The sequence below is a fragment of the Streptomyces sp. NPDC029151 genome (assembly GCF_055564315.1).
In genome coordinates this window covers 671688-691990 of sequence record NZ_JBVHWQ010000003.1, presented here as the reverse complement: position 1 = coordinate 691990, position 20303 = coordinate 671688, and the positions used below count along the sequence as shown (strand labels likewise).

At 74.1% G+C, this 20303-nt stretch carries 20 protein-coding genes; 10 read left to right on the top strand and 10 right to left on the bottom strand.

The features are described from left to right. Positions 1-8 precede the first annotated feature (8 nt). The gene (locus tag ACZ4VF_RS16125; protein ID WP_467926454.1) at positions 9-1643 is read right to left on the bottom strand and encodes an APC family permease; all 1635 of its coding nucleotides are present in this window, start codon (positions 1641-1643) and stop codon (positions 9-11) included. A gap of 226 nt (positions 1644-1869) precedes the next feature. Further along, complete coding sequence (locus tag ACZ4VF_RS16120) at positions 1870-2277, bottom strand: CoA-binding protein (RefSeq protein ID WP_467926453.1); 408 nt, start codon at positions 2275-2277, stop codon at positions 1870-1872. A 141-nt stretch (positions 2278-2418) separates the two neighbouring features. On the opposite strand from ACZ4VF_RS16120, the gene ACZ4VF_RS16115 reads away from it, so the two are divergent. From ACZ4VF_RS16115 to ACZ4VF_RS16095, 5 genes are all read left to right on the top strand, one after another. Then, positions 2419-3420, top strand: coding sequence for a hypothetical protein (locus ACZ4VF_RS16115; protein WP_467926451.1), 1002 nt, complete (start codon positions 2419-2421; stop codon positions 3418-3420). Next, positions 3417-3962, top strand: a complete 546-nt coding sequence (locus ACZ4VF_RS16110) for a SixA phosphatase family protein (RefSeq protein WP_467926450.1) — start codon at positions 3417-3419, stop codon at positions 3960-3962. The genes ACZ4VF_RS16115 and ACZ4VF_RS16110 overlap by 4 nt, the downstream gene beginning before the upstream one ends. Positions 3963-3996: 34 nt before the next feature. Continuing rightward, a complete protein-coding gene (locus ACZ4VF_RS16105; protein ID WP_467926449.1) occupies positions 3997-4626 on the top strand; it encodes a YigZ family protein in 630 nt (209 codons plus the stop codon). A gap of 104 nt (positions 4627-4730) precedes the next feature. Beyond that, positions 4731-5894, top strand: a complete 1164-nt coding sequence (locus tag ACZ4VF_RS16100; protein ID WP_467926447.1) for an exonuclease SbcCD subunit D — start codon at positions 4731-4733, stop codon at positions 5892-5894. Then, entirely contained in the window at positions 5891-8884 is a 2994-nt protein-coding gene (locus ACZ4VF_RS16095; RefSeq protein WP_467926446.1) for an AAA family ATPase, read from the top strand. Before ACZ4VF_RS16100 ends, ACZ4VF_RS16095 begins: the two co-directional genes overlap by 4 nt. A 58-nt stretch (positions 8885-8942) precedes the next feature. Here the strand turns inward: ACZ4VF_RS16095 and ACZ4VF_RS16090 are convergent, their stop codons facing one another. Next, positions 8943-9680: an alpha/beta fold hydrolase gene (locus tag ACZ4VF_RS16090; protein ID WP_467926445.1), complete on the bottom strand. Its 738-nt coding sequence runs from the start codon at positions 9678-9680 to the stop codon at positions 8943-8945. A 117-nt stretch (positions 9681-9797) separates the two neighbouring features. After that, the gene (locus tag ACZ4VF_RS16085; protein WP_467926443.1) at positions 9798-10244 is read right to left on the bottom strand and encodes an Lrp/AsnC family transcriptional regulator; all 447 of its coding nucleotides are present in this window, start codon (positions 10242-10244) and stop codon (positions 9798-9800) included. Between the two features lie 94 nt (positions 10245-10338). Between ACZ4VF_RS16085 and ACZ4VF_RS16080 the strand changes: the two genes are divergently transcribed. The 5 genes from ACZ4VF_RS16080 to ACZ4VF_RS16060 all read left to right on the top strand — a co-directional run bounded on the left by ACZ4VF_RS16080 (position 10339) and on the right by ACZ4VF_RS16060 (position 14015). Next, the gene (locus ACZ4VF_RS16080) at positions 10339-10815 is read left to right on the top strand and encodes a rhodanese-like domain-containing protein (protein WP_467926442.1); all 477 of its coding nucleotides are present in this window, start codon (positions 10339-10341) and stop codon (positions 10813-10815) included. Positions 10816-10895: 80 nt separating this feature from the next. Then, positions 10896-11432, top strand: a complete 537-nt coding sequence (locus ACZ4VF_RS16075; protein WP_467926441.1) for a GNAT family N-acetyltransferase — start codon at positions 10896-10898, stop codon at positions 11430-11432. Positions 11433-11514: 82 nt separating this feature from the next. Beyond that, the gene (locus ACZ4VF_RS16070) at positions 11515-12159 is read left to right on the top strand and encodes a histidine phosphatase family protein (RefSeq protein ID WP_467926439.1); all 645 of its coding nucleotides are present in this window, start codon (positions 11515-11517) and stop codon (positions 12157-12159) included. Between the two features lie 105 nt (positions 12160-12264). After that, positions 12265-12918 carry a response regulator gene (locus ACZ4VF_RS16065; RefSeq protein WP_467926438.1) on the top strand — a complete coding sequence of 218 codons (654 nt, stop codon included), beginning with the start codon at positions 12265-12267 and terminating at the stop codon, positions 12916-12918. Next, entirely contained in the window at positions 12915-14015 is a 1101-nt protein-coding gene (locus tag ACZ4VF_RS16060; protein ID WP_467926437.1) for a sensor histidine kinase, read from the top strand. The genes ACZ4VF_RS16065 and ACZ4VF_RS16060 overlap by 4 nt, the downstream gene beginning before the upstream one ends. Positions 14016-14101: 86 nt before the next feature. Here the strand turns inward: ACZ4VF_RS16060 and ACZ4VF_RS16055 are convergent, their stop codons facing one another. The 6 genes from ACZ4VF_RS16055 to ACZ4VF_RS16030 all read right to left on the bottom strand — a co-directional run bounded on the left by ACZ4VF_RS16055 (position 14102) and on the right by ACZ4VF_RS16030 (position 20293). Beyond that, positions 14102-15337: a cytochrome P450 gene (locus tag ACZ4VF_RS16055; RefSeq protein ID WP_467926436.1), complete on the bottom strand. Its 1236-nt coding sequence runs from the start codon at positions 15335-15337 to the stop codon at positions 14102-14104. Between the two features lie 36 nt (positions 15338-15373). Then, entirely contained in the window at positions 15374-16765 is a 1392-nt protein-coding gene (locus ACZ4VF_RS16050) for an NAD(P)/FAD-dependent oxidoreductase (protein WP_467926434.1), read from the bottom strand. Next, positions 16755-16985, bottom strand: coding sequence for a ferredoxin (locus ACZ4VF_RS16045; protein ID WP_388328053.1), 231 nt, complete (start codon positions 16983-16985; stop codon positions 16755-16757). Before ACZ4VF_RS16045 ends, ACZ4VF_RS16050 begins: the two co-directional genes overlap by 11 nt. Before the next feature lie 154 nt (positions 16986-17139). Further along, positions 17140-17883 (bottom strand): hypothetical protein, encoded by a 744-nt coding sequence (locus tag ACZ4VF_RS16040; RefSeq protein ID WP_467926433.1) that lies wholly within the window; start codon positions 17881-17883, stop codon positions 17140-17142. A gap of 179 nt (positions 17884-18062) precedes the next feature. Further along, positions 18063-19754 (bottom strand): DUF885 domain-containing protein, encoded by a 1692-nt coding sequence (locus ACZ4VF_RS16035; protein WP_467926432.1) that lies wholly within the window; start codon positions 19752-19754, stop codon positions 18063-18065. A 53-nt stretch (positions 19755-19807) separates the two neighbouring features. Next, positions 19808-20293: an Lrp/AsnC family transcriptional regulator gene (locus ACZ4VF_RS16030; RefSeq protein ID WP_467926430.1), complete on the bottom strand. Its 486-nt coding sequence runs from the start codon at positions 20291-20293 to the stop codon at positions 19808-19810. Between the last annotated feature and the right edge of the window lie 10 nt (positions 20294-20303).

The window sequence follows — 20303 nt, the reverse complement described above, 5'->3', positions numbered from 1 at the left end:
GGGCGGGGTCAGTGCGCGGGCGCGTCCGTGACCACGACCTCGTCGATGCTCCGCTCGATCGCCTCGGGCCGCGACGCGGTGGCCTTGGCCCAGTAGTAGATGACCAGGGAGAACGCCGCGACGACCAGGATGTCCCACCACAGCGGGATGGTGCCCCGGCCGCCGAAGCCGCCCAGCCAGGAGATCACGCCGAGACCGGCCAGGTAGGCGGGCAGCCACTGCGCGGCCCTGAAGTCCAGCCGGGGCGCGTCGGGCAGCCGCTTGCTGGTGGCGTACCAGGCGTAGGAGCCCAGCAGCACGTAGCCGAGCAGGATCGCGAAGCCCAGCCGCCACAGGGTGTCCCAGCCGGCCCAGTAGATGATCAGGTTGGCGACCACGAACGACAGCGGGGAGATGATCTTGCCGCCGGGCAGCCGGTAGGGGCGCTCGAAGTGCGGCAGCCGGTCGGCGAACACGCCGTAGGCCAGCGGCGCGCCCGCGTACATCAGCACGCTCGCCGAGGTGATGAAGCCGACCAGCTCCTGCCAGCTCGGGAACGGCAGGAAGCAGACCACGCCGGTGACGAACGACATCAGCAGGCCGAACCACGGCACACCGCGCTTGTCGGTCTTCGCGAAGGCCTTCGGCGCGTAGCCGTTCTTGGCCAGGCCGAAGGAGACGCGCGAGGTGGCGGTGGTGTAGATCAGGCCGGTGCCGCCGGGGGAGATGATCGCGTCCACGTAGAGCACCCAGCCCAGCCAGCCCAGGCCCACGAGGGTCGCCAGGCCCGCCCAGGGGCCGCTGATGCCGGCGAAGTCGAGCTTGGCCCAGCCGTGGGCGAAGGAGGTGTGCGGCAGCGCGGCGATGAAGACGACCTGCAGCAGGATGTAGATCACGGCGCCGATCGCCACCGAGCCGAGGGTCGCCCGCGGCAGGTCGCGCTTCGGGTTGCGGCTCTCGCCCGCCAGCTGGATCGCCTGCTCGAAGCCGAGCAGCGCGAAGATGATGCCGCTGGAGCTGATGGCGCCGAGGACGCCCTTGGCGCCGAAGGGCGCGAAGCCCTCCGAGGTGAAGTTGCTCGCGTGGAAGTTGCCCGCCGCGATGACGAAGATCGCCCCGAGCGGGACGGCGATCTTCCACCAGGTGGCGGCGCTGTTGGTGTGTGCCAGGGCCCGGACGCCGAAGAAGTTGACGCCGACGAAGACCGCCATCAGGGCCACGGCGGTGAGGAAGCCGCTGGTCGTGAGGGTTCCGTCGGTGTGCTGCAGGCTCTGGGCCCACTTCCAGTGACCGGCGTAGCCGATCATGGCCTCGACCTCGATCGGGGCCACGGTGGCGGCCTGCAGCCAGGCGAACCAGCCGAAGGACATCCCGGCCAGGCCGCCGAACGCGTAGTGCGGGTAGCGTGCCGTGCCGCCCGCCACCGGGAACATGCCGCCCAGTTCGGCGTGGACGAGGGCCAGCAGCACGATCGCGACCGCGCCGATCACCCACGAGATGATCGCCGCCGGGCCGGCCACGACGACCGCCTTCTCGGCGCCGTAGAGCCAGCCGGAGCCGATGATGGAGCCCACGGAGGCCCACATCAGGCCGATCAGTCCGACGTCGCGGCGCAGACCGCCGGACTCCGTCGTGGCCTGTGGCAAGGCGTCGACTTTCGCCATGTCAAGTGGCCTCTCAGTTCATGAACGCAGAATCAACGAGCAAGGAGGCCACAGGCTAGGAAGGCTTTCCGCATCGGCAAAAGACTGTTTTACAAAACTTGACCCAGGATCTTGTCTGTCTTGGAGACAGCGGTGAGTGCTCTTTCCGTCACAGTCTTTGCACAGCTCAGGCGGCTGGTCGGAATGTCAATATTCATCGAGGAATTGTGAGAAGAAAGTGAGACAGCTAGTCCAGCAGGGGAATTTCGATCGCCGGGCACCGGTCCATGACCATCTCCAGGCCCGCCGCCCGGGTCCGTTCGTACGCGGCCTTGTCGACCACGCCCAGCTGGAACCACACCGCCCGCGCGCCCTTCGTCACGGCCTCGTCCGCCACCGCACCGGCGAGCTCGCCGTTCACGAAGACGTCGACCACGTCCACGTCGAAGGGGATGTCCGCGAGGGAGGCGTAGCCGCGCTCCCCGTGCACCGTCTCGGCCTTCGGGTGCACCGGCACGATCCGCTTGCCGAACCGCTGCAGCACCCGCGCCACCCCGTAGGCGGCCCGGCGCTGGTTCGAGGACAGGCCGACCACCGCCCAGGTGTCGCCCAGCTCGGTCAGAATCCTGCGGACAGTCGCCTCGTCGCCGTACATCGGCCGCCTCCTCGGGCTGCGGGGAACAGGGTGTCGGGGCAACGTCGTCCCGACGGGTCCGGATTCCCGCCGTACCCGGCACGCTGTCCGGAATCGGCGCAAGCCGCTGCATACGGCCGTCCGTCCGCCTACGCTCACCCCGTGCTGCGCATCCTCGACGCCAGAACCGGTGAGCCCGTACCCGCCGCGCCCGCCCGCCGCGGCCTGACCCGCATCGAGGCCCATGCCCTGGGCCTGGACCCGACGGGCCTGCGCGTGCTGCTCACCGCCGACCTGCTCGTCCGCGCCCTGGAACTGGGCGGCACGCCGGTCTGGACGATCCTCACCGCCCCCCGCGACCGGCCCGAGCTGCGCGCCGCCGCCACCCGCCTCGCCGTCCGCCCCTTCGAGCACGACCGCGACCTCGCCTCCGGACTGGGCGAGGCCCAGCTCCTCCACGTGGCCCAGCGCGGCGCCGAGAGGGAGCTCGGGGAGGGGCCGGTGGTGTCGGTGGCTCCGGTGGAGTGGGCCGCGGAAGGCGAGCGGAGCGAGGCGGGAGGCCGGGGCGGCGGCGGGGAGGCGGAGGGATCCGCCGGTGCCGACGGGACGGCGGAGGACGCGTCCGGTGCGGAGGCGCCTGAGGGAGCCGGTGCCCGCGCGGATGGGGTGCCGCCGGGGCGGGCCGGGGCCGACGGCGACGCGGGGGATGCCGATGCCGATGGTGCTGGTACTGGTGCTGGTTCCGGTGAGCGGTCCGGTCCCGGTGTCGTCCCCGACGGGACCGCCGATCCCGCTCCCCCCTCCGCCCTCCCGCTGCTCCTGTCCGACCCCTCCGCCCTCCGTCTCGCCCTCCTCGCCGTCCCGCGGAGCGAACCCGCGCGGCTGGGCCCGGCCGCCCTCGACGACGCCGCGCGGAGCCTCGCCCGATGGCGGCGGGCCGTCGCCGGCTGGGCCCGGCGGCCCTCCCGGCCGGTGCCCGCCGAGGTGCGGGACCGGCTCCGCGCCGCCTGGGAGGACGACCTGGACCTGCCCGCGGTGCTCGGTGTCCTGCGCGACGTGGAGAGCGCGCCCGGGATCCCGGACGGCGCCCGCTTCGAGACGTACGCCTACGCCGACCGCCTGCTCGCCCTCGACCTCGCGCGCGACATCGGGGGCCCGGCGTGAACCGGCCCGCGGGGGCCGGTCCGCCGCGCCGGCTGGTGGTGCTGCGGCACGCGAAGTCCGCCTGGCCCGAGGGGGTCGCGGACCACGACAGGCCCCTCGCGCCGCGCGGGCTGCGCGACGCCCCGGCCGCCGGACGCGCCCTCGCCGCCGGCACCCTGCCCGCCCTCGCCCTGTGCTCCACCGCCGTCCGCGCCCGCCGCACCTGGGAGCTGGCCTCCGCCGCATGGGCCACCCCGCCGCCGGTGCGCTACGACCGGCGGCTGTACGCGGCGGGCGCGCGGCAGCTGCTTGAGGTGGTGCGCGAGGTGCCGGCCGAGGTGCGGACACTGCTGCTGGCCGGGCACAACCCGGGTCTGGAGGAACTGGTGCGGGCACTGGCCGCGGACGGCCTCGACGACACACTGCAAAGGGTCCGCGCCAGGTTCCCCACCGCCGCGATCGCCGTGCTCGCCTGGCACGGCACCGACTGGGCGGACCTCGCCCCGGGCGGCGCCCTGCTCACCCGGTTCACGGTGGCGCGCGGGGCGAGGAAGAACGGCTGACCGGGGGCTTCCGCCGCTCGCATAGGCTGGCGGGATGCAGGACGAGTACCGCACAGTCGCCCGCGCGGGCGTGCACGAGACCGAGATCAACCGTTCCCGCTTCCTGTGCGCCCTCGCCCCGGCCGCCACCGAGCGGGAGGCCCAGGACTTCGTCGCCGCCGTGCGCAGGGAGCACGCCGACGCCACGCACAACTGCTGGGCCTACGTCATCGGCGCCGACGCCTCCGTGCAGAAGGCCAGCGACGACGGCGAACCGGGCGGCACCGCCGGCGTGCCCATGCTGCAGATGCTGCTGCGCCGCGACATGCGGTACGTCGTCGCCGTCGTCACCCGCTACTACGGCGGCGTCAAGCTCGGCGCCGGCGGACTGATCCGCGCCTACGGCGGTTCCGTGGGCGAGGCCCTCGACGCGCTCGGCACGATCACCCGGCGCCGCTTCCGGCTCGCCACGGTGACCGTCGACCACCAGCGCGCGGGGAAGGTGCAGAACGACCTGCGCGCCACCGGCCGCGAGGTGCGGGACGTCCGCTACGGCGAGGCCGTCACCATCGAGATCGGCCTGCCGGACGCCGACGTGGACGCCTTCCGCGGCTGGCTGGCCGATGTGACGGCGGGCACGGCCGGCTTCGAACTCGGCGGCGAAGCCTACGGCGACGCACGATAATTGACGCTAAACGGACATAACGCCTCTGTGGAGGTGGGGTGATGCCGGCCTGGTGCGGGCGGGACCGCCCGTGATGTCCGACCCGGCCGTTAGTCTCGGGGCTCATGAGACTCCTGCACACGTCCGACTGGCATCTCGGCCGGGCCTTCCACCGGGTGAACCTGCTCGGGGCGCAGGCCGAGTTCATCGGTCACCTCGTCACCACCGTGCGTGAGCGCGAGGTGGACGCGGTGGTCGTGTCGGGCGACGTGTACGACCGCGCGGTGCCGCCGCTCGCCGCGGTCGAGCTGTTCGACACCGCCCTGCACCGCCTCGCCGACCTCGGCGTGCCCACGGTGATGATCTCCGGCAACCACGACTCGGCCCGCCGCCTCGGCGTCGGCGCCGGACTCATCGGCCGCGCGGGCATCCACCTGCGCACCGAGCCCGCCGCCGCCGGCACCCCGGTGATCCTGGCGGACGCCCACGGCGAGGTCGCCTTCTACGGCCTGCCGTACCTCGAACCGGCCCTGGTGAAGGACGAGTTCGGCGTCGACAGGGCCGGTCACGAGGCCGTGCTCGGCGCCGCCATGGACCGCGTCCGCGCCGACCTCGCCACGCGCGCGCGGGGCACGCGTTCCGTCGTCCTCGCCCACGCCTTCGTCACCGGCGGCCAGGCCAGCGACAGCGAGCGGGACATCACCGTCGGAGGAGTGGCCGCCGTACCGGCCGGAGTCTTCGACGGCGTCGACTACGTGGCGCTCGGCCACCTGCACGGCTGCCAGACCCTCACCGAGCGCGTGCGCTACTCCGGCTCGCCGCTCGCCTACTCCTTCTCCGAGGCCGGCCACCGCAAGAGCATGTGGCTGGTCGACCTGGACGCGGACGGCTCCGTCACCGCCGAACGCGTCGACTGCCCGGTGCCCCGCCCGCTCGCCCGCCTCCGCGGCACCCTGGACGGCCTCCTCGCCGACCCGGCGCTGACCCGCCACGAGGACGCCTGGGTCGAGGCCACCCTCACCGACCCGGTCCGCCCGGCCGACCCCATGGCCCGGCTCACCGAACGCTTCCCGCACACCCTCAGCCTGGTCTTCGCCCCCGAACGCGCCCCCGAGGAGGCCGGGGTGTCGTACGCCCGGCGCCTCGCGGGCCGCAGCGACCAGCAGATCGCCCAGGACTTCGTCACCCATGTGCGCGGCGCCGCACCCGACGAGCGGGAGGCGGCCGTGCTGCGCGAGGCGTTCGACGCCGTACGCGCCGACCACACCGTGCGGGAGGTGGCCCGGTGAGGCTGCACCGGCTCGACGTCACCGCCTTCGGGCCTTTCGGCAGCGCCCAGACCGTCGACTTCGACGCGCTGTCCGCCGCCGGCCTGTTCCTGCTGCACGGCCCCACCGGCGCCGGCAAGACCTCCGTCCTGGACGCCGTCGCCTACGCCCTCTACGGCACCGTCCCCGGCGCCCGGCAGAGCGGCCAGGGCATGAACCTGCGCAGCGACCACGCCCAGCCGGGCACCCGTACCGAGGTCCGCCTCGAACTCACCGTCGCCGGACGCCGGCTGGAGATCACCCGCCAGCCCCCGTGGGAGCGGCCCAAGCTGCGCGGCACGGGCCTGACGGTCGACAAGGCCCAGACCTGGCTGCGCGAGTACGACGCCCAGGCCGGCACCTGGAAGGACCTCAGCCGCTCCCACCAGGAGATCGGCACCGAGGTCGAGCAGCTGCTCGGCATGAGCCGCGAACAGTTCTGCCAGGTCGTCCTGCTGCCCCAGGGCGACTTCGCCCGCTTCCTGCGCGCCGACGCCGAGGCCCGGAGCAAGCTGCTCGGCCGCCTCTTCGACACCCGGCGCTTCGCCGACGTCGAGAAACGCCTCGCCGAACGCCGCCGCGCCACCGAGGCACGCGTGCGCGAGGGCGACACCGCCCTGCTCGCCGACGCCCACCGCATGCAGCAGGAGGCCGGCGACGCCATGGAGCTGCCCGAGCTCGCGGCCGGCGACCCGGGCGTGGCCGAAGCCGTCCTCGGCGCCGCCGCGATCGCCCGCAGCACCGCCCGGGAACGCCTCGCCGTCGCCCACTGCCGGCTCTCCGCCGCCGAGTCCGCCCACGCCGCGGCCCGCCGCGCCCTGGAGGAGACCCGCGAACTCGCCCGGCTGCAGAGCAGGTTCGCCGAGGCCGGGCAGCGCGCCGAGCGCCTGCGGGAACGGGCCGGCGCCCACCGCGAGAACCAGGAACGCATGGAGCGGGCCCGCAAGGCGGAGGCGGTCGCACCCGCCCTGGAGCTGCGCGAGGAGACCGAGAGGGAACACCGCCGGGCCGCGGCGGCCGAGGCGCACGCGCGTGCGCTGCTCCCGGACGCCCACGCCGACGCCGGCGCGAGTTCACTCGCCGCGGCCGCCCGCCGGGCCGCCGAGGAACTGGGCGGACTGGACGCGGCCCGGCGGGCGGAGCGGCGGCTCGCGGAACTCGCCGAGGAACGCGCCGGACTCGACCGTCAGGAACGCGCCGACGACGACGTGCTGCGCGAGGCCGAGGCCTGGCTCGCCGACTGGGACACCGCCCGGGCCGCCCTCCAGACCCGCCTGGACTGCGCCCAGGAGGCCGCCACCCGTGCCGAACAGCTCGCCGTCCAGCGCGAACCCATGCGGCGGCGGCTCGACGCGGCCCGCACCCGCGACCGGCTCGCCGCCGACCTCGACCGGGCCGGGCAGCGCGCACAGGCCTCCCGGCAGCGCGCCCTCGACGCCCGCACCCACTGGCTCGACCTCAAGGAACAGCGGCTGAACGGCATCGCCGCCGAACTGGCCGCCCACCTCACCGACGGCGAGCCCTGCGCGGTCTGCGGGGCCACCGATCACCCCGCCCCCGCCCGCAAGGTCGCCGGACACGTCGACCGCGAGACCGAGGACCGCGCCCTCGCCGCCCACCAGCGGGCCGAGGAAGAGCACACCGAGGACGAGCGGCACCTCGGCGCGGTCCGCGAGGCCCTCGCCGCCGCCACCGCCGAGGCCGGTGACACCCCCACCGACCGGCTCGCCGCGGAGGCGGAGCGGCTGGAGCAGGAGTACGCCCTCGCCCGCCGGGAGGCCTCCGCGCTGCACGCCGTCCAGCAGGAGCTGCGACGGGCCGAGCAGGAGCGCGAGCAGCGGCTCGCCGACCGCCAGCAGGCCGCCGTACGGGCCGCCTCCCGGCTCACCCGGCGGGAGACCCTGGAGAGCGAACAGGCTCTGCTCGAAGCGGAGTTGGAGCAGGCCCGAGGCGGCGCCGACAGCGTGGCAGCGCGCGCCGCGCAGCTGGAGCGGCGGGCGGCACGGCTCACCGACGCCGCCGACGCCGTGCGCGCCGCGGAGGACGCCGCCCAGCGGCTGAAGGACGCCGACGCCCGGCTCGCCGACGCCGCCTACCGGGCCGGCTTCGACACCCCGCAGGCCGCGGCGGCGGCCCTCCTGGACCCCGCCGCCCACCGCGAGCTGCAGCACCGCCTCGACGCCTGGCAGCAGGAGGAGGCCGCCGTCCGCGCGGTCCTCGCCGAGCCCGGCACCGCCGCGGCCGCGCAGCAGCCGCCCGCCGACCCGGCCGAGGCCGAGCGCACGGCGGCCGCCGCGGAACGCCGGCTGCGCGAGGCCGCCTCCGCGCGCGACGCCGCCGCCCGCTGCTGCACCGAGCTGGACCGCCTCTCCGCCCGCGCCGCCGAGGCCGTACGCCGGCTCGGCCCGCTGCGCGAGGAGTACGACCGGGTGGCCCGGCTCGCCGCCCTGACGGCGGGCACCTCCGCCGACAACGAACGCCGGATGCGCCTGGAGTCGTACGTCCTCGCGGCCCGGCTCGAGCAGGTCGCCGCCGCCGCGACCGTCCGCCTCCAGCGCATGTCCTCCGGCCGCTACACCCTGGTCCACTCCGACGACCGCACCGGGCGCGGACGCAGCGGGCTCGGGCTGCACGTGGTGGACGCCTGGACCGGGCGGGAGCGGGACACCGCCACCCTGTCCGGCGGCGAGACCTTCTTCGCCTCCCTCGCCCTGGCCCTCGGCCTCGCCGACGTCGTCACCGACGAGACGGGCGGCGTCCGGCTGGACACCCTCTTCATCGACGAGGGCTTCGGCAGCCTGGACGACCAGACCCTGGACGAGGTCCTGGACGTCCTCGACAGCCTGCGGGAACGGGACCGCAGCGTCGGCATCGTCAGCCACGTCCCCGACCTGCGCCGCCGGATCCACGCCCAGCTGGAGGTGGTGAAGGACAGATCGGGCTCGACGCTGCGGCACCGGGGCGTGGCGTGAGGCCGGTCGGGGCCGGTTTTCGAGGCGGTCCGACGCGCTCCGGACGGGTGCGAACCGGTCAGCGGGCGATCTCGTCCAGCAGCGATGCCAGTTCGACCGGCCGGGAGAACATCGGCCAGTGCCCGGTCGGCAGGTGGCGCAGGTCCATCGCGGCCATCGGGGCGAAGACCGGGTTGCCGGTGCCGGCGAGCATGCGCACCTGTTCGGGGGTGAACGTCGAGGCGATCACCGTGCAGCGCGCGTCCGGCGGCACCGCGGGCCGGTCCAGGGGGCGAGTGGCGGTCGCGAAGGGCTGGGGCGTGGCCAGCCTGGCCATGCGCGCCAGGTGTGCGTCGCTGATCCCCGCCAGGTTGTCCGGGTCCGCCGCACGGTCGAACGGCGGTACCGGCAGCTGCCAGCCGTCCCCCTGCTCCGCGACCTGCCTGCGCCACTCCTCCTGCGTCCCGGGCGGATTGAAGTCGATCACAGCCATGCCGCCGGGCAGTGGGCCGGCGTCCACGTACACGATCCGTGCGATCCGCTCCGGGATCCGGTCCGCGGCACCCGTGACCGGCAGGTTCGCTCCGCTGTGCCCGACCAGCACCACGTCCCTCAGGTCGTGGTCGTGGAGGAGACGGACGATGTCGTCCACGTGGGTGCGGACGTCCACGTCGGGGGTGGCCTCGGCCGCCCGGTCGCCCAGGCCGGTCAGCGTGAGCGGGTGGACGTCGTGTCCCGCCGCCTCCAGCTCCGGTGTCACTTCGTCCCACGCCCACGCCCCGAGCCAGAACCCGGGAACCAGAACGATCGATGCCATGGCCACTCTCCTGCGTGCTCGCCCTGCTGTGTCGCATGCACGGTAGGCGCGAAAGCGGACAGTTTCTGTCCTAATTCGCGAGCGGCCCGGCGGCCCGGCGGCCCGGGACCCGGCGCTCTAGCGGCCCAGCGGACGGCGGGCCAGCGGGGACGAGTACACCACGCTGGTGGTCACGGAGCCCAGCGCGCCGATCCTCCCCGAGACCTCCTCCAGGTGGGACATCGACCGCGCGGTGACCTTGATGACGAAGCAGTCGTCGCCCGTGACGTGGTGCGCCTCCAGGATCTCCGGCGTCGCCGCGACCAGGTCGTGGAACGGCTTGTAGTTGCCGTTCGGGTAGCGCAGCCGCACGAACGCCAGGATCGGCAGGCCCAGCCGCTCCGGATCGACCACCGCCGCGTACCCCTGGATGACGCCGGCCTCCTCCAGCCGTCGGACGCGTTCGGTGACGGCGCTCGGCGACATGGACACGGCGCGCGCCAGCTCGGCGTAGCTGGCCCGTCCGTCGCGCTGGAGGACTTCGAGGATGCGCCAGTCGGTGGCGTCCGGGGAATGCACGGTCATCCCGGATGGATAGCAGGGCAATCCCCGGTCCGGCAAGGGAAAGCCCGGGGATCCCTGCTTCTGGGAGCGGTCCGTGGGCCGTAGATTCTCCGTCATGATCAACACGGCTTCCGAGAACCCCGTCCTGCGTGTCGCACCCGCCGCTCCCGCCGAGGCCGCGGCCTACTTCCGCGCGAGCCTCGCCTTCCACGCCGACGTCTCCGACGTAGCCGCCGCGCTCGCGGCCGGCGGCGACCCCGGGTTCGCCGTGGTCGACTCCCGCTCCACCGAGTCCTGGGACCAGGGCCACGTCCCCGGCGCGGTCCACCTGCCCACCGCGCTCATCCCCGAACAGGCCGGACAGCTCCTCGACCGGAGCGTGCCGGTGGTGACGTACTGCTGGGGCCCCGGCTGCAACGGCGCCACCCGGGCCGCCCTCGCCCTCGCCGAACTCGGCTACCAGGTGAAGGAGATGCTCGGCGGCTTCGAGTACTGGGCGCGTGAGGGTTTCCCCTACGAGACCTGGCAGGGCCCGGCCCGCCGGGAGGCCGACCCCCTGACCGCGCCGGTCGACGGCGACTGCGGCTGCTGACCCGCATACCCGGCGCGCGGCACTCGGTCGCCCGGGGGAACCCAGGTGGGGTCGGCGCCCCGGCCGGGTACAGTCGGGCAGTGCCCGAGCTGAAACGGCTGCACGCCAGCCACGCCCCCGCGGTCCTGGACTTCGAGCGGTCGAACCGCGCGTACTTCGCCGCCTCCGTGCCCGACCGCGGCGACGCGTACTTCGACGAGTTCACCGACCGGTACAAGGCCCTGCTGGCCGAGCAGGAGGCCGGCGTCTGCGCCTTCTACCTCCTCCTCGCCGAGGACGGCTCGGTGCACGGCCGGTTCAACCTGGTCAACATCGAGCACGAGACGGCGGAACTCGGCTACCGGGTCGCCCAGCACGTCACCGGCCGCGGGGTGGCCACCGAGGCCGTCCGGGAGCTGTGCCGCCTGGCCGCGCAGCGGCACGGACTGCGGGCCCTGCGGGCGGCCACCACCCACCGCAACGCCGCCTCCCACCGCGTGCTGACCAAGTCCGGCTTCGTCCCGATCGGGCCGGCCGACCCCGCCGACCTCGGCGGTGAGCCGGGCACCTGGTACCAGTGCGACCTGGCCATGCTCCGGCCCCGCACCGATGAGGAACCCGCCGACCGGCGGGGGTGATCCGGCCACCTGCCGGAGGTTGAACAGGCACCTTCCCTGGGATGTGGTGTGCAGGGGAAAACCTCGGAGAAGGAGGTCGACGGTGACGGTGCGACTGACGATGCTCTGCGCGACCGCCGCGGACAGCGGCCCTGACCGGGTCTTCGGCGACGGCGCCCTGACCGACGGCCGCCGGCGCGAGCTGGCAGCCGTGAAAGCGACCCTCCCGCCGTACCCGCCGGCGCTCCGGGGCCCCTCCGTCCGCTGCGCCCAGACCGCGGCGGCTCTCGGGATCGAGGCCCTGCCCGAGCACGCCCTGCGCGACCTGGACCTCGGCAGCTGGGACGGCCGCTCCGTCGAGGACGTCGCGGCCGACGACCCCCACGGCCTCTCCGCCTGGCTGACGGATCCCGACGCCGCACCGCACGGCGGCGAGTCCGTGCGCGCGCTGTGCCGTCGTACGGCCGCCTGGCTGGACGCGCTGCCCGCCGGTCCCGTCCCCGTCCTCACGATCACCGAGGCGTCCGTGATCAGAGCCGCGCTGGTCCACGCCCTGTCCCTGCCCGCCCGCGCGCACCGGCAGCTGGAGGTGCCGCCGTCCTGCCTGGTCACGCTGACCCTGCGCGACGGCCTGTGGAGCACCCGGTTCGGCCGGTTCACCGTCCCGCAGCGCCGGCAGCCGTCCGACGGGCCGGCGACCGTCGCGGTACTGACCCTGCCGGCCACCCGGCGGCCCGCCATCGCCTGATCGCGGACCCGGGCCGCCGCGCGCCTGTCCGTACCGCGCCCGGCGGCGAAGCGGCCCCGGGCGTGGTACGAATCGGACAGTGGTGCCGTAGAGGCTGGAGCGCACGTGATCCGGGTACTGGTGGTCGACGACGAAGCCCTGATCCGCACGGGCTTCCAGCGCATCCTCTCCGCCGCCGACGGCATCGAGGTCGTCGGGGCGGTGTCCGGCGGCCAGGCCCTGCGGGCGGTGCGCGAGCAGCGCCCCGACGTGGTCCTGCTGGACATCAGGATGCCGGACGTCGACGGGCTCACCGTCCTCGGCGACATCCGCCGGCTCGCGGAACCTCCCGTGGTGGCCATGCTGACCACCTTCGACATGGACGAGTACGTGGAGACGGCACTGCGCTCGGGCGCCGCCGGATTCCTCCTGAAGGACACCGACCCCGAGGCGCTGCCGCCGGCCGTGCAGAGCCTGGCCCGCGGCGGCACCGTGCTGGCGCCCAAGGTCACGCGCACCGTCGTGGACGGCTACCTGAGTGCCGGGGGGCAGGAGCGCCCGCCCAAGGCCCTCGACCGGCTGACCGGCCGGGAGCGCGAGGTGCTCGTCCTCATCGCCGAGGGCCTGTCCAACACCGACATCGCCTCCCGGATGCACCTGAGCACCGGCACGGTCAAGGACCACGTCAGCGCGATCCTCACCAAGCTCGAGGTCAGCGGCAGGGTGCAGGCCGCCCTCTTCGCCCAGCGGGCCGGGCTCCTCACGGAGGGGACCGGATGACCCGCCGCCCGACCCCGCTGGTGCTGGACGGCGTGGCGGTGACCATGGCCCTGCTCGACGTGTGGGCCCACTGGGACATCGACGAGCCGCTGCGGATGGCCTGCGCCCTGGCCGCCGCCGTCGCCCTGCTGCTGCGCCGCCGGCTGCCGCTGCTCACCTTCCTCCTCGCCCTGCCCGCCGTCCTGCTCTCCGACGCGGTCGTCGCCTGCCTGGCCGCGCTGTACACGCTCGCCTCCCTCAGCCGGCCGGGGACCCTGCTGGTCCTGTGCGTCCCGGCCTTCGCGCTCAGCGACACGCTGTCCCTGCCCTCGCCCGCCTTCGATCCGAGCAGCACCCGGACGCTGATCGCGTTCGGCTACAGCGCCGCCACGGCGGCCGCCGCCGTCTTCCTCGGACAACTCGTGCGGACCCGGCGCGCCCTCTCCCTGCGGCTGACCGAGATCTCCGAGGCCCGGGACCACCAGCAGCTGCTGACGGCCCAGGCCGTCCTGGCCAGGGAGCGTGCCCAGCTGGCGCGGGAGATGCACGACGTCGTCTCGCACCAGGTCAGCCTGATCGCGGTACGCGCCGGAGCGCTCCAGGTCGGGGCGCCCGACGCGGAGACCAAGGAGGCCGCGGCGACGATCCGGCGGCTGAGCGTGCAGACGCTGGACGAGCTGCGCCACATGGTCGGGGTCCTGCGTGCCTCCGGCGGCCAGCCCACGGAACTGACCCCGCAGCCGGCGCTCAACGACATCCGCAGGCTCGCCGACGGCTGCGGCATCGAGACCGAACTGCGGATGGACCTGCCCGAAGGCCTCCCGGCCACCGTCCAGCGCGCTGTCTACCGCACGGTCCAGGAGGCCCTGACCAACACGCGCAAGCACGCCCCCGGCGCGACCGCGCGCATCGACGTGCTGCACACCGACGGTTCCGTCCGCGTCCGGATCACCAACACCGCGCCGACCCAGCCGCCCCTCCCGCTGCCCGGCGCACACCACGGACTGATCGGTCTGCGCCAGCGCGCGGAACTCCTCGGCGGCACCATGACCTCGGGCCCGACACCCGACGGCGGGTACGAGGTCTGCGTGGTGCTGCCGGCGGAGGTCAGCAAATGACACGGGCCACGGACCGACGCGGGACGCGGTCCGCGCACTGACCGACGGCACAGGTCACGGACGGACGCAGCGCGCGGACCGCGGGCTCAGCGCAGTCCCTCGAAGGCGATGCCCAGGTGCCGGGGGCCGCGCAGCACCGCGTTCTGCCGGTAGGGCGGCGGATCCTCGACCAGGCGGGGGCTCTCCAGCCGCCGGGCCAGTTCGGACAGCGCGATCTGCGTCTCCAGCCGGGCCAGGGGAGCGCCGAAGCAGCTGTGGATGCCGCTGCCGAAACCGAGGTGCTGGATGTCCCCGCGGTCCGGGTCGAACCGCTCGGGATCCTTGAAGCGCTCCGGGTCACGGTTGCCCGCTGCCAGCACCAGCCAGATCCGGGAGCCCTTGGGGATCGTCACCCCGCGCACCTCGATGTCGCTGATGCAGGTGCGCTGCGGCACGAGCTGCACCGGCGGCTCGTACCGCAGCAGCTCCTCCACGATGTCGACCGACAGCCCCGGGTCCTCCCGCAGCCGCTCCAGGTACTGCGGGTGGCGCAGCAGGGTGAGCATGCCGTTGGTGATCAGGTTGACCGTCGTCTCGTGCCCGGCGATCAGCAGCAGCACCGAGGTGCTGAGCACCTCCATCATCGTCATGGCGCCGTCCGGGCCCCGGCTGTTCACCAGGTCGGACAGCATGTCGTCCCGAGGCTCCCTGGCCCGCTCCTCGACCAGCCCCGCCAGGTACATGCCGAGCTGCATGCGGGCTTCCAGCGCATTCTTCCGCTGGTCGGCCTCCTCCTCCTGGCCGCCGGCGGGATCGAGGCTCGCCACCAGCGGATCGACCCAGGTACGGAACTTCGGCTCGTCCTCCCGGGGCACCCCGAGCAGCCGGCAGATCACCGTCACCGGGAAGGGGTAGGCGAACTGGTCGACCAGGTCGATCTGGGCGTCGCCGAAACCGTCGATCAGCCCGGTGACGATGTCCCGCATCTGGCCCCGCATGCTCTCGACCCGCCGCGGCCGGTGCGGCGGCCCGAACGCGCCGTTGGCGATCCGCCGCAGCCGGTCGTGCTCCGGCGGGTCGAGGCGCAGGAAGGACGGCGGCAGCCCGCCCGTCTCCTCCGCCTGGTCCAGCGCGTCGTCCCCGGCGGCGGCCAGGTTCGCGGCGTCGGAGCTGATCCGCGGATCGTGGAGGAGCGCCTTGATGTCGTAGTAGGAACTGATGAGGTACGGGCCGTCCTCCTCCTCGTGGAGCACCGGTGTCCTGCGGAGTTCCTCGTACAGCGGATAGGGGTTGGCGCGGTTCGCGAAGTCGGTGATCTGGCGCATCATCGAGGCGTGCGGCATGGCGGGTCCTTGGGGCGTCGAGGCCGTCGGCGGCGGTCAGTGGCGGGCGGGGTGGAAGACCAGCTGCTGGTCGGCCGGCGAGTAACCGCTGAGGGTCACCATGGGGCCGTGGGTCGGCAGGGACGGATCCGGGAACCGGGCGTCCACCGGCTGCCGGCCCTCGGGCCGCCGGTCCATCGTCGGGTGTTCCACCGGGAACGGCGCGCCGCGCTCGATCTGCCGCTGGTAGAACTCCAGCCACCGTGTGTTGTCGAAGGTCACGGCGGCCACGATCCGGTCCTGGTGCCCGTAGACGGCGGCGAACCGGCGCTCGGCCAGCGAGCCCTGCGTGACCATGAGCTGCTCGCCCATGGGCGGCACCCCGACCGACTTGATGTTCACACCGAACATCGAGGACCAGAAGGCGGGCATCCACAGGTGCGGGCGCCGGTCGGCGCCGTGGCAGATCATGTTGTGCGCGGCGGTCTCCGCCTGCGCGACGGCGTTGCCCCAGTGCTCCAGCGAGAGGAACTGGTAGCCGAAGAGCGCGTGCGGGGAGCGCGCGACGTCGCCCGCCACGAACACGTCGTCCGTGACGATGCCCCGGAAGTCGAAGGCCCGGCAGCCCGCGTCACAGGCGACGCCCCGGGGTCCGGCGCCCAGCCCCGACCCCTCCAGCCACTCGGTGTTCCGCAGCGAGCCCAGCGAGACCACGACCACGTCCGCCTCGACCACGCTCTCGTCGGACAGATGGACCGCCTGCACCCGGCCGGCCGAGTCGCCCTCCAGCGCGGTCACCGTGACATGGGTGCGCAGATCCACCCCGTTCTCCGTCTGCAGGTCGGCGGCGACCGCGCCGACGACCCCGCCGAGCGCGCCCACCAGCGGGGCGCCCGCGCGTTCGGCGACGGTGACCGGCAGGTTCATCTCCCGGCACGCGGAGGCCACCTCCGAACCTGCGAACCCGGCGCCGATGACGAACACCCGGCGCGGCCCCGCCTTCAGCCGCCGGTACAGGTCGGCCGCGTCCTCCCGGGTGCGCAGCAGGCAGACGCCGTCCAGCCGGGCCTCCTCCGGCTTCGGCCACGGCCGGGCGCGCACCCCGGTCGCGATGAGCAGCCGGTCGTACTCCACCTCGTCCCCGTCGGCCAGCCGCACCCGCTTGGCGGTCAGATCCAGACCGGTCGCCGCGACACCGAGGCGCCACTTGGCGTCGGTCTCCCGGCGGTGGGGCAGCTCGGTCTGGTGCGGGGACGCCATGCCCAGCAGCACGGACTTGGACAGCGGCGGCCGGTCGTACGGCTCGTACGGCTCGTCCCCGATCAGGGTCAGTTCACCGGTGAAGCCCTCGGCGCGCAGCGTCTCGGCGGCCCGCAGGCCGGCCAGCGAGGCGCCGACGATCACGACCCGGCCCTCACGCCTGAGCCACTCGACGTAGTCAGCGGCCATCGGACGCCTCCCGGACCTCGCCCACGCGGTCCAGTCCGTCGGCGGTGATCGCCTGCACCGGGCACGCGGCGACGGCACGCGCCAGCCGCTCCCGCTGCTCCTCGTCCGCGCGGGGGTTGTAGATCAGCGACTCCTCGCCGTGCATGGCGAAGACGTCGGGCGCGAGGAACGCGCACTGCGCGTACCCCTGACACTTGTTGAGATCGACGACGAGCCGCATCGACGCTCCGCCCTTTCCGATGGCCAGGTCCGCCCGTCCCACGCGGCTCGCGCGGGCGGCTGCGGACGGCGGTCGTCCCCCCGCACGCCAGCATGCGAGCCGAGGCGGGGCGTGCGCGCGCCGGGCACGCCGATCGAGTGAGCGGCCGGCGGCCCTACACGGGATCCGTACGGGTCCGGGCGCCCCGGCCCGCCGCCAGGATGTGCACGCTGAGCAGCAGCGACCACGCGGGGAAGACGAGTTCCGCCCAGGGCACGTTCGAGGAGGCGAACAGCAGCGTCAGGGCGGTGAGGAGGCCGAGGACGGTGAGCCAGCGGGGCAGGATCCTGAGGCGGCGGCCCATGACCGACATGGAGGACACGAAGACGGCCGCCATCCGCATGGCGTACTCCGTCATCAAGGTGTACGCGAAGTGGCGGCCGAAGTCCCAGGTGCCGGGCACCGGCGGCAGGCCGGCGGGGTGGTCCACGACGAGTACGGCGCTCGCCGCGGCGGCGGCGGCGAACAGCGTGGCGGTGAACACCAGCCCGCTGCCGAGGAAGACGGTGGCGAGGAACCTGTCCTCGCCCGCGCCGACGTGCGCGCGGATCACGCCGATGAACCACAGGAAGAAGATCCCGGCGAACGGTACGAGCGCGAGGGCCGCCCGCAGCGCGTCCCGCCGCGCCGGGTCCGTGAACCCGGTCGCGGCGGCCGCGTCGGCGCCCTCCGGGATCCCCAGCCTGACCAGGACCATCGCCGCCGCCAGGAGCAGCGCGAAGACCACTCCGGCCAGCCCCGCGGCCCACGGTGTCCGCGGCCCGGTCCCCGTCTCCTCCCGCCGCCCCGGCCCCTTCTCCTCCCGCCGCCCCGGCCCCTTCTCTTCCCGCCGCCCCGGCCCCGTACCTGTCTCCTCCATGTCCGGCCCGCCTTCCGCATCGGCCCCCGGCACCAGCTAGCCGCCTGCCCCACGCCCGCGCCAGCGGAGGACGCCCGTTCGGCCGAGCACCGTTCCCCGGCACCGGGTACGCCACCGGCGGGGACCACGCGGCCACGGCCGCGTGGTCCCCGCCGGGATGCGGCCGAGGTGCCGCGCCGTCAGAGGCGGGACAGCTCGTCCACCAGGTCGTCCAGGCCCAGCGAGCCCTGCGACAGGGCCGCCATGTGCCAGGCCTTCAGGTCGAAGGCGTCGCCGTGCCGCTCCCGGGCCTTCTCCCGGCCCAGCAGCCACGCCCGCTCGCCGAGCTTGTAGCCGATCGCCTGGCCCGGGATCGTCAGGTACCGGGTCAGCTCGCTCTCCACGTAGTCCGCCGGCCGGCTGCTGTGCAGGCCGAAGAACTCCTCGGCCAGCTCCGGCGTCCACCGCTCACCGGGGTGGAACGGCGAGTCCGCCGGGATCTCCAGCTCCAGGTGCATGCCGATGTCCACGATCACCCGGGCCGCCCGCATCATCTGCGCGTCCAGGTAGCCGAGCCGCTCCTCCGGGTCCGTGAGGTACCCCAGCTCGTCCATCAGCCGCTCCGCGTACAGCGCCCAGCCCTCCGCGTTGGCGCTGACCCCGCCGATCGTCGCCTGGTAGCGGGAGAGGTCCTCGGCCACGTGCGCCCACTGCGCGAGCTGGAGGTGATGGCCGGGCACGCCCTCGTGGTACCAGGTCGACACGAGGTCGTAGACGGGGAAGCGGGTCAGGCCCATCGTGGGCAGCCAGGTGCGGCCCGGCCGGGAGAAGTCCTCCGACGGCGCCGTGTAGTAGGGGGCCGCCGCGCCACCGGGCGGGGCGATGCAGGACTCCACCCTCCGCACCCGCTCGGCGAGGTCGAAGTGGGTGCCGTCCAGTTCCGCGATCGCCCTGTCCATCAGGCCCTGGAGCCACTCCCGGACCTCGTCCACGCCCTCGATGTGCCGGCCGTGCTCGTCCAGGTGGGCGAGTGCCGCCCACGGCGTCGCGGCGTCGGGCAGGATCTTCTCCGCCTCCTTCCGCATCTCGCCGAGGATGCGGTGGAACTCCGCCCAGCCGTACGCGTACGCCTCGTCCAGGTCGAGGTCCGTGCCGTTGAAGTAGCGGGCCCAGCGCGCGTACCGCTCCCGGCCGACCACGTTCGGCGCGCCCTCGATCGCCGGCGCGTACACGTCCCGCAGCCAGTTCCGCAGCTCCACCAGGGCGGCGGTCGCGGTCCGCGCGGCCTCGTCCAGCTCGGCGCGCAGCGCCTCCGGGCCCGCGGCGGCGAAGTCCTCGTACCAGCCGCGCCCCTCGCCGTCCGTGCCCGTCCACTCGGTGAGCTGGCCGATGAAGGTCGCCGTCGGCCGGGGCGCGGCGAACAGCTTGCGCTCCAGGCCGAGTTCCAGGGACGCGCGGTAGCCCGCGAGCGCGCCCGGGACCGCGCGCAGACGCCGCGCGATCGCCGCCCAGTCCTCCTCCGTCTCCGCCGGGGTGACCGTGAAGATCTCCCGGACCGCGTGGCCGGGCGTGTCCATGTTGCCGATCCGGCGCAGGTGTTCCTCCGCGTCGTGCACGGCGAGTTCGGCGGTCAGCCGCTCCCGCAGCAGCCGTCCGCAGCGCCGCTCCACGTCGCTGTCCGCACCGGGTTGCCGTTCCGCCTCGTCCAGCCTGGCGAGCGTGGCCCGCGCCAGCTCCGCCAGGGCCTCCTGACCGGCCGGCGAGTAGTCGGGGAGCCTGCTCGAACTCTCCTTCACACCGAGGTACGTACCGGTGACCGGGTCGAGGGCGATGAGGTCGTCGACGTAGGCGTCGGCGACCTGGCGGGGCAGGGGAATCTGGGTCTCAGACATGCGGCCCATCCTCGTACGCGGAGGATCACCGCGTCACCCGCGTTTGCCGGGATTCAGCTCTGGGCGTGGCCGGGCGGCAGCAGCGGCCCGCACTCCCACTGCTGGAAGATCAGCCGGGTCTCCACCCGGGCCACCTCGCGCCGCGCGGTGAACTCGTCCAGCACCAGCCGCTGGAGGTCGGCCATGTCCGCGACGGCGACATGCACCAGGTAGTCGTCGGGACCGGTCAGATGGAACACCGTCCGTGCCTCCGGCAGCGCCCGGATCCGCTCCACGAACGGGCCCACCAGCTCCCGCCGGTGCGGTCGTACCTGCACCGACAGCAGCGCCTGCAGGCCCCGCCCGAGCCTGGCGGGATCCAGCCGCAGCCGGTGGCCGAGGATCACGCCCGACCGGCGCAACCGGGTCACCCGGTCCAGGCAGGTCGACGGCGCCACGCCCACCTGGGCGGCGAGGTCGCGGTAGGTGATCCGGGCGTCGTTCTGCAACAGCCGCAACAGATGCAGATCGACCGGATCCAGTACGACGGATTCGGCCACCGGCCGAACG

Bases quoted from the DNA above. Each gene is read 5' to 3' on its own strand.
- ACZ4VF_RS16060 (WP_467926437.1), top strand. From the start codon at position 12,915: ATGACCCGCCGCCCGACCCCGCTGGTGCTGGACGGCGTGGCGGTGACC.
- ACZ4VF_RS16035 (WP_467926432.1), bottom strand. From the start codon at position 19,754: ATGTCTGAGACCCAGATTCCCCTGCCCCGCCAGGTCGCCGACGCCTAC.
- ACZ4VF_RS16050 (WP_467926434.1), bottom strand. From the start codon at position 16,765: ATGGCCGCTGACTACGTCGAGTGGCTCAGGCGTGAGGGCCGGGTCGTG.
- ACZ4VF_RS16100 (WP_467926447.1), top strand. From the start codon at position 4,731: ATGAGACTCCTGCACACGTCCGACTGGCATCTCGGCCGGGCCTTCCAC.
- ACZ4VF_RS16080 (WP_467926442.1), top strand. From the start codon at position 10,339: ATGATCAACACGGCTTCCGAGAACCCCGTCCTGCGTGTCGCACCCGCC.
- ACZ4VF_RS16045 (WP_388328053.1), bottom strand. From the start codon at position 16,985: ATGCGGCTCGTCGTCGATCTCAACAAGTGTCAGGGGTACGCGCAGTGC.
- ACZ4VF_RS16125 (WP_467926454.1), bottom strand. From the start codon at position 1,643: ATGGCGAAAGTCGACGCCTTGCCACAGGCCACGACGGAGTCCGGCGGT.
- ACZ4VF_RS16085 (WP_467926443.1), bottom strand. From the start codon at position 10,244: ATGACCGTGCATTCCCCGGACGCCACCGACTGGCGCATCCTCGAAGTC.
- ACZ4VF_RS16055 (WP_467926436.1), bottom strand. From the start codon at position 15,337: ATGCCGCACGCCTCGATGATGCGCCAGATCACCGACTTCGCGAACCGC.
- ACZ4VF_RS16120 (WP_467926453.1), bottom strand. From the start codon at position 2,277: ATGTACGGCGACGAGGCGACTGTCCGCAGGATTCTGACCGAGCTGGGC.
- ACZ4VF_RS16105 (WP_467926449.1), top strand. From the start codon at position 3,997: ATGCAGGACGAGTACCGCACAGTCGCCCGCGCGGGCGTGCACGAGACC.
- ACZ4VF_RS16090 (WP_467926445.1), bottom strand. From the start codon at position 9,680: ATGGCATCGATCGTTCTGGTTCCCGGGTTCTGGCTCGGGGCGTGGGCG.
- ACZ4VF_RS16040 (WP_467926433.1), bottom strand. From the start codon at position 17,883: ATGGAGGAGACAGGTACGGGGCCGGGGCGGCGGGAAGAGAAGGGGCCG.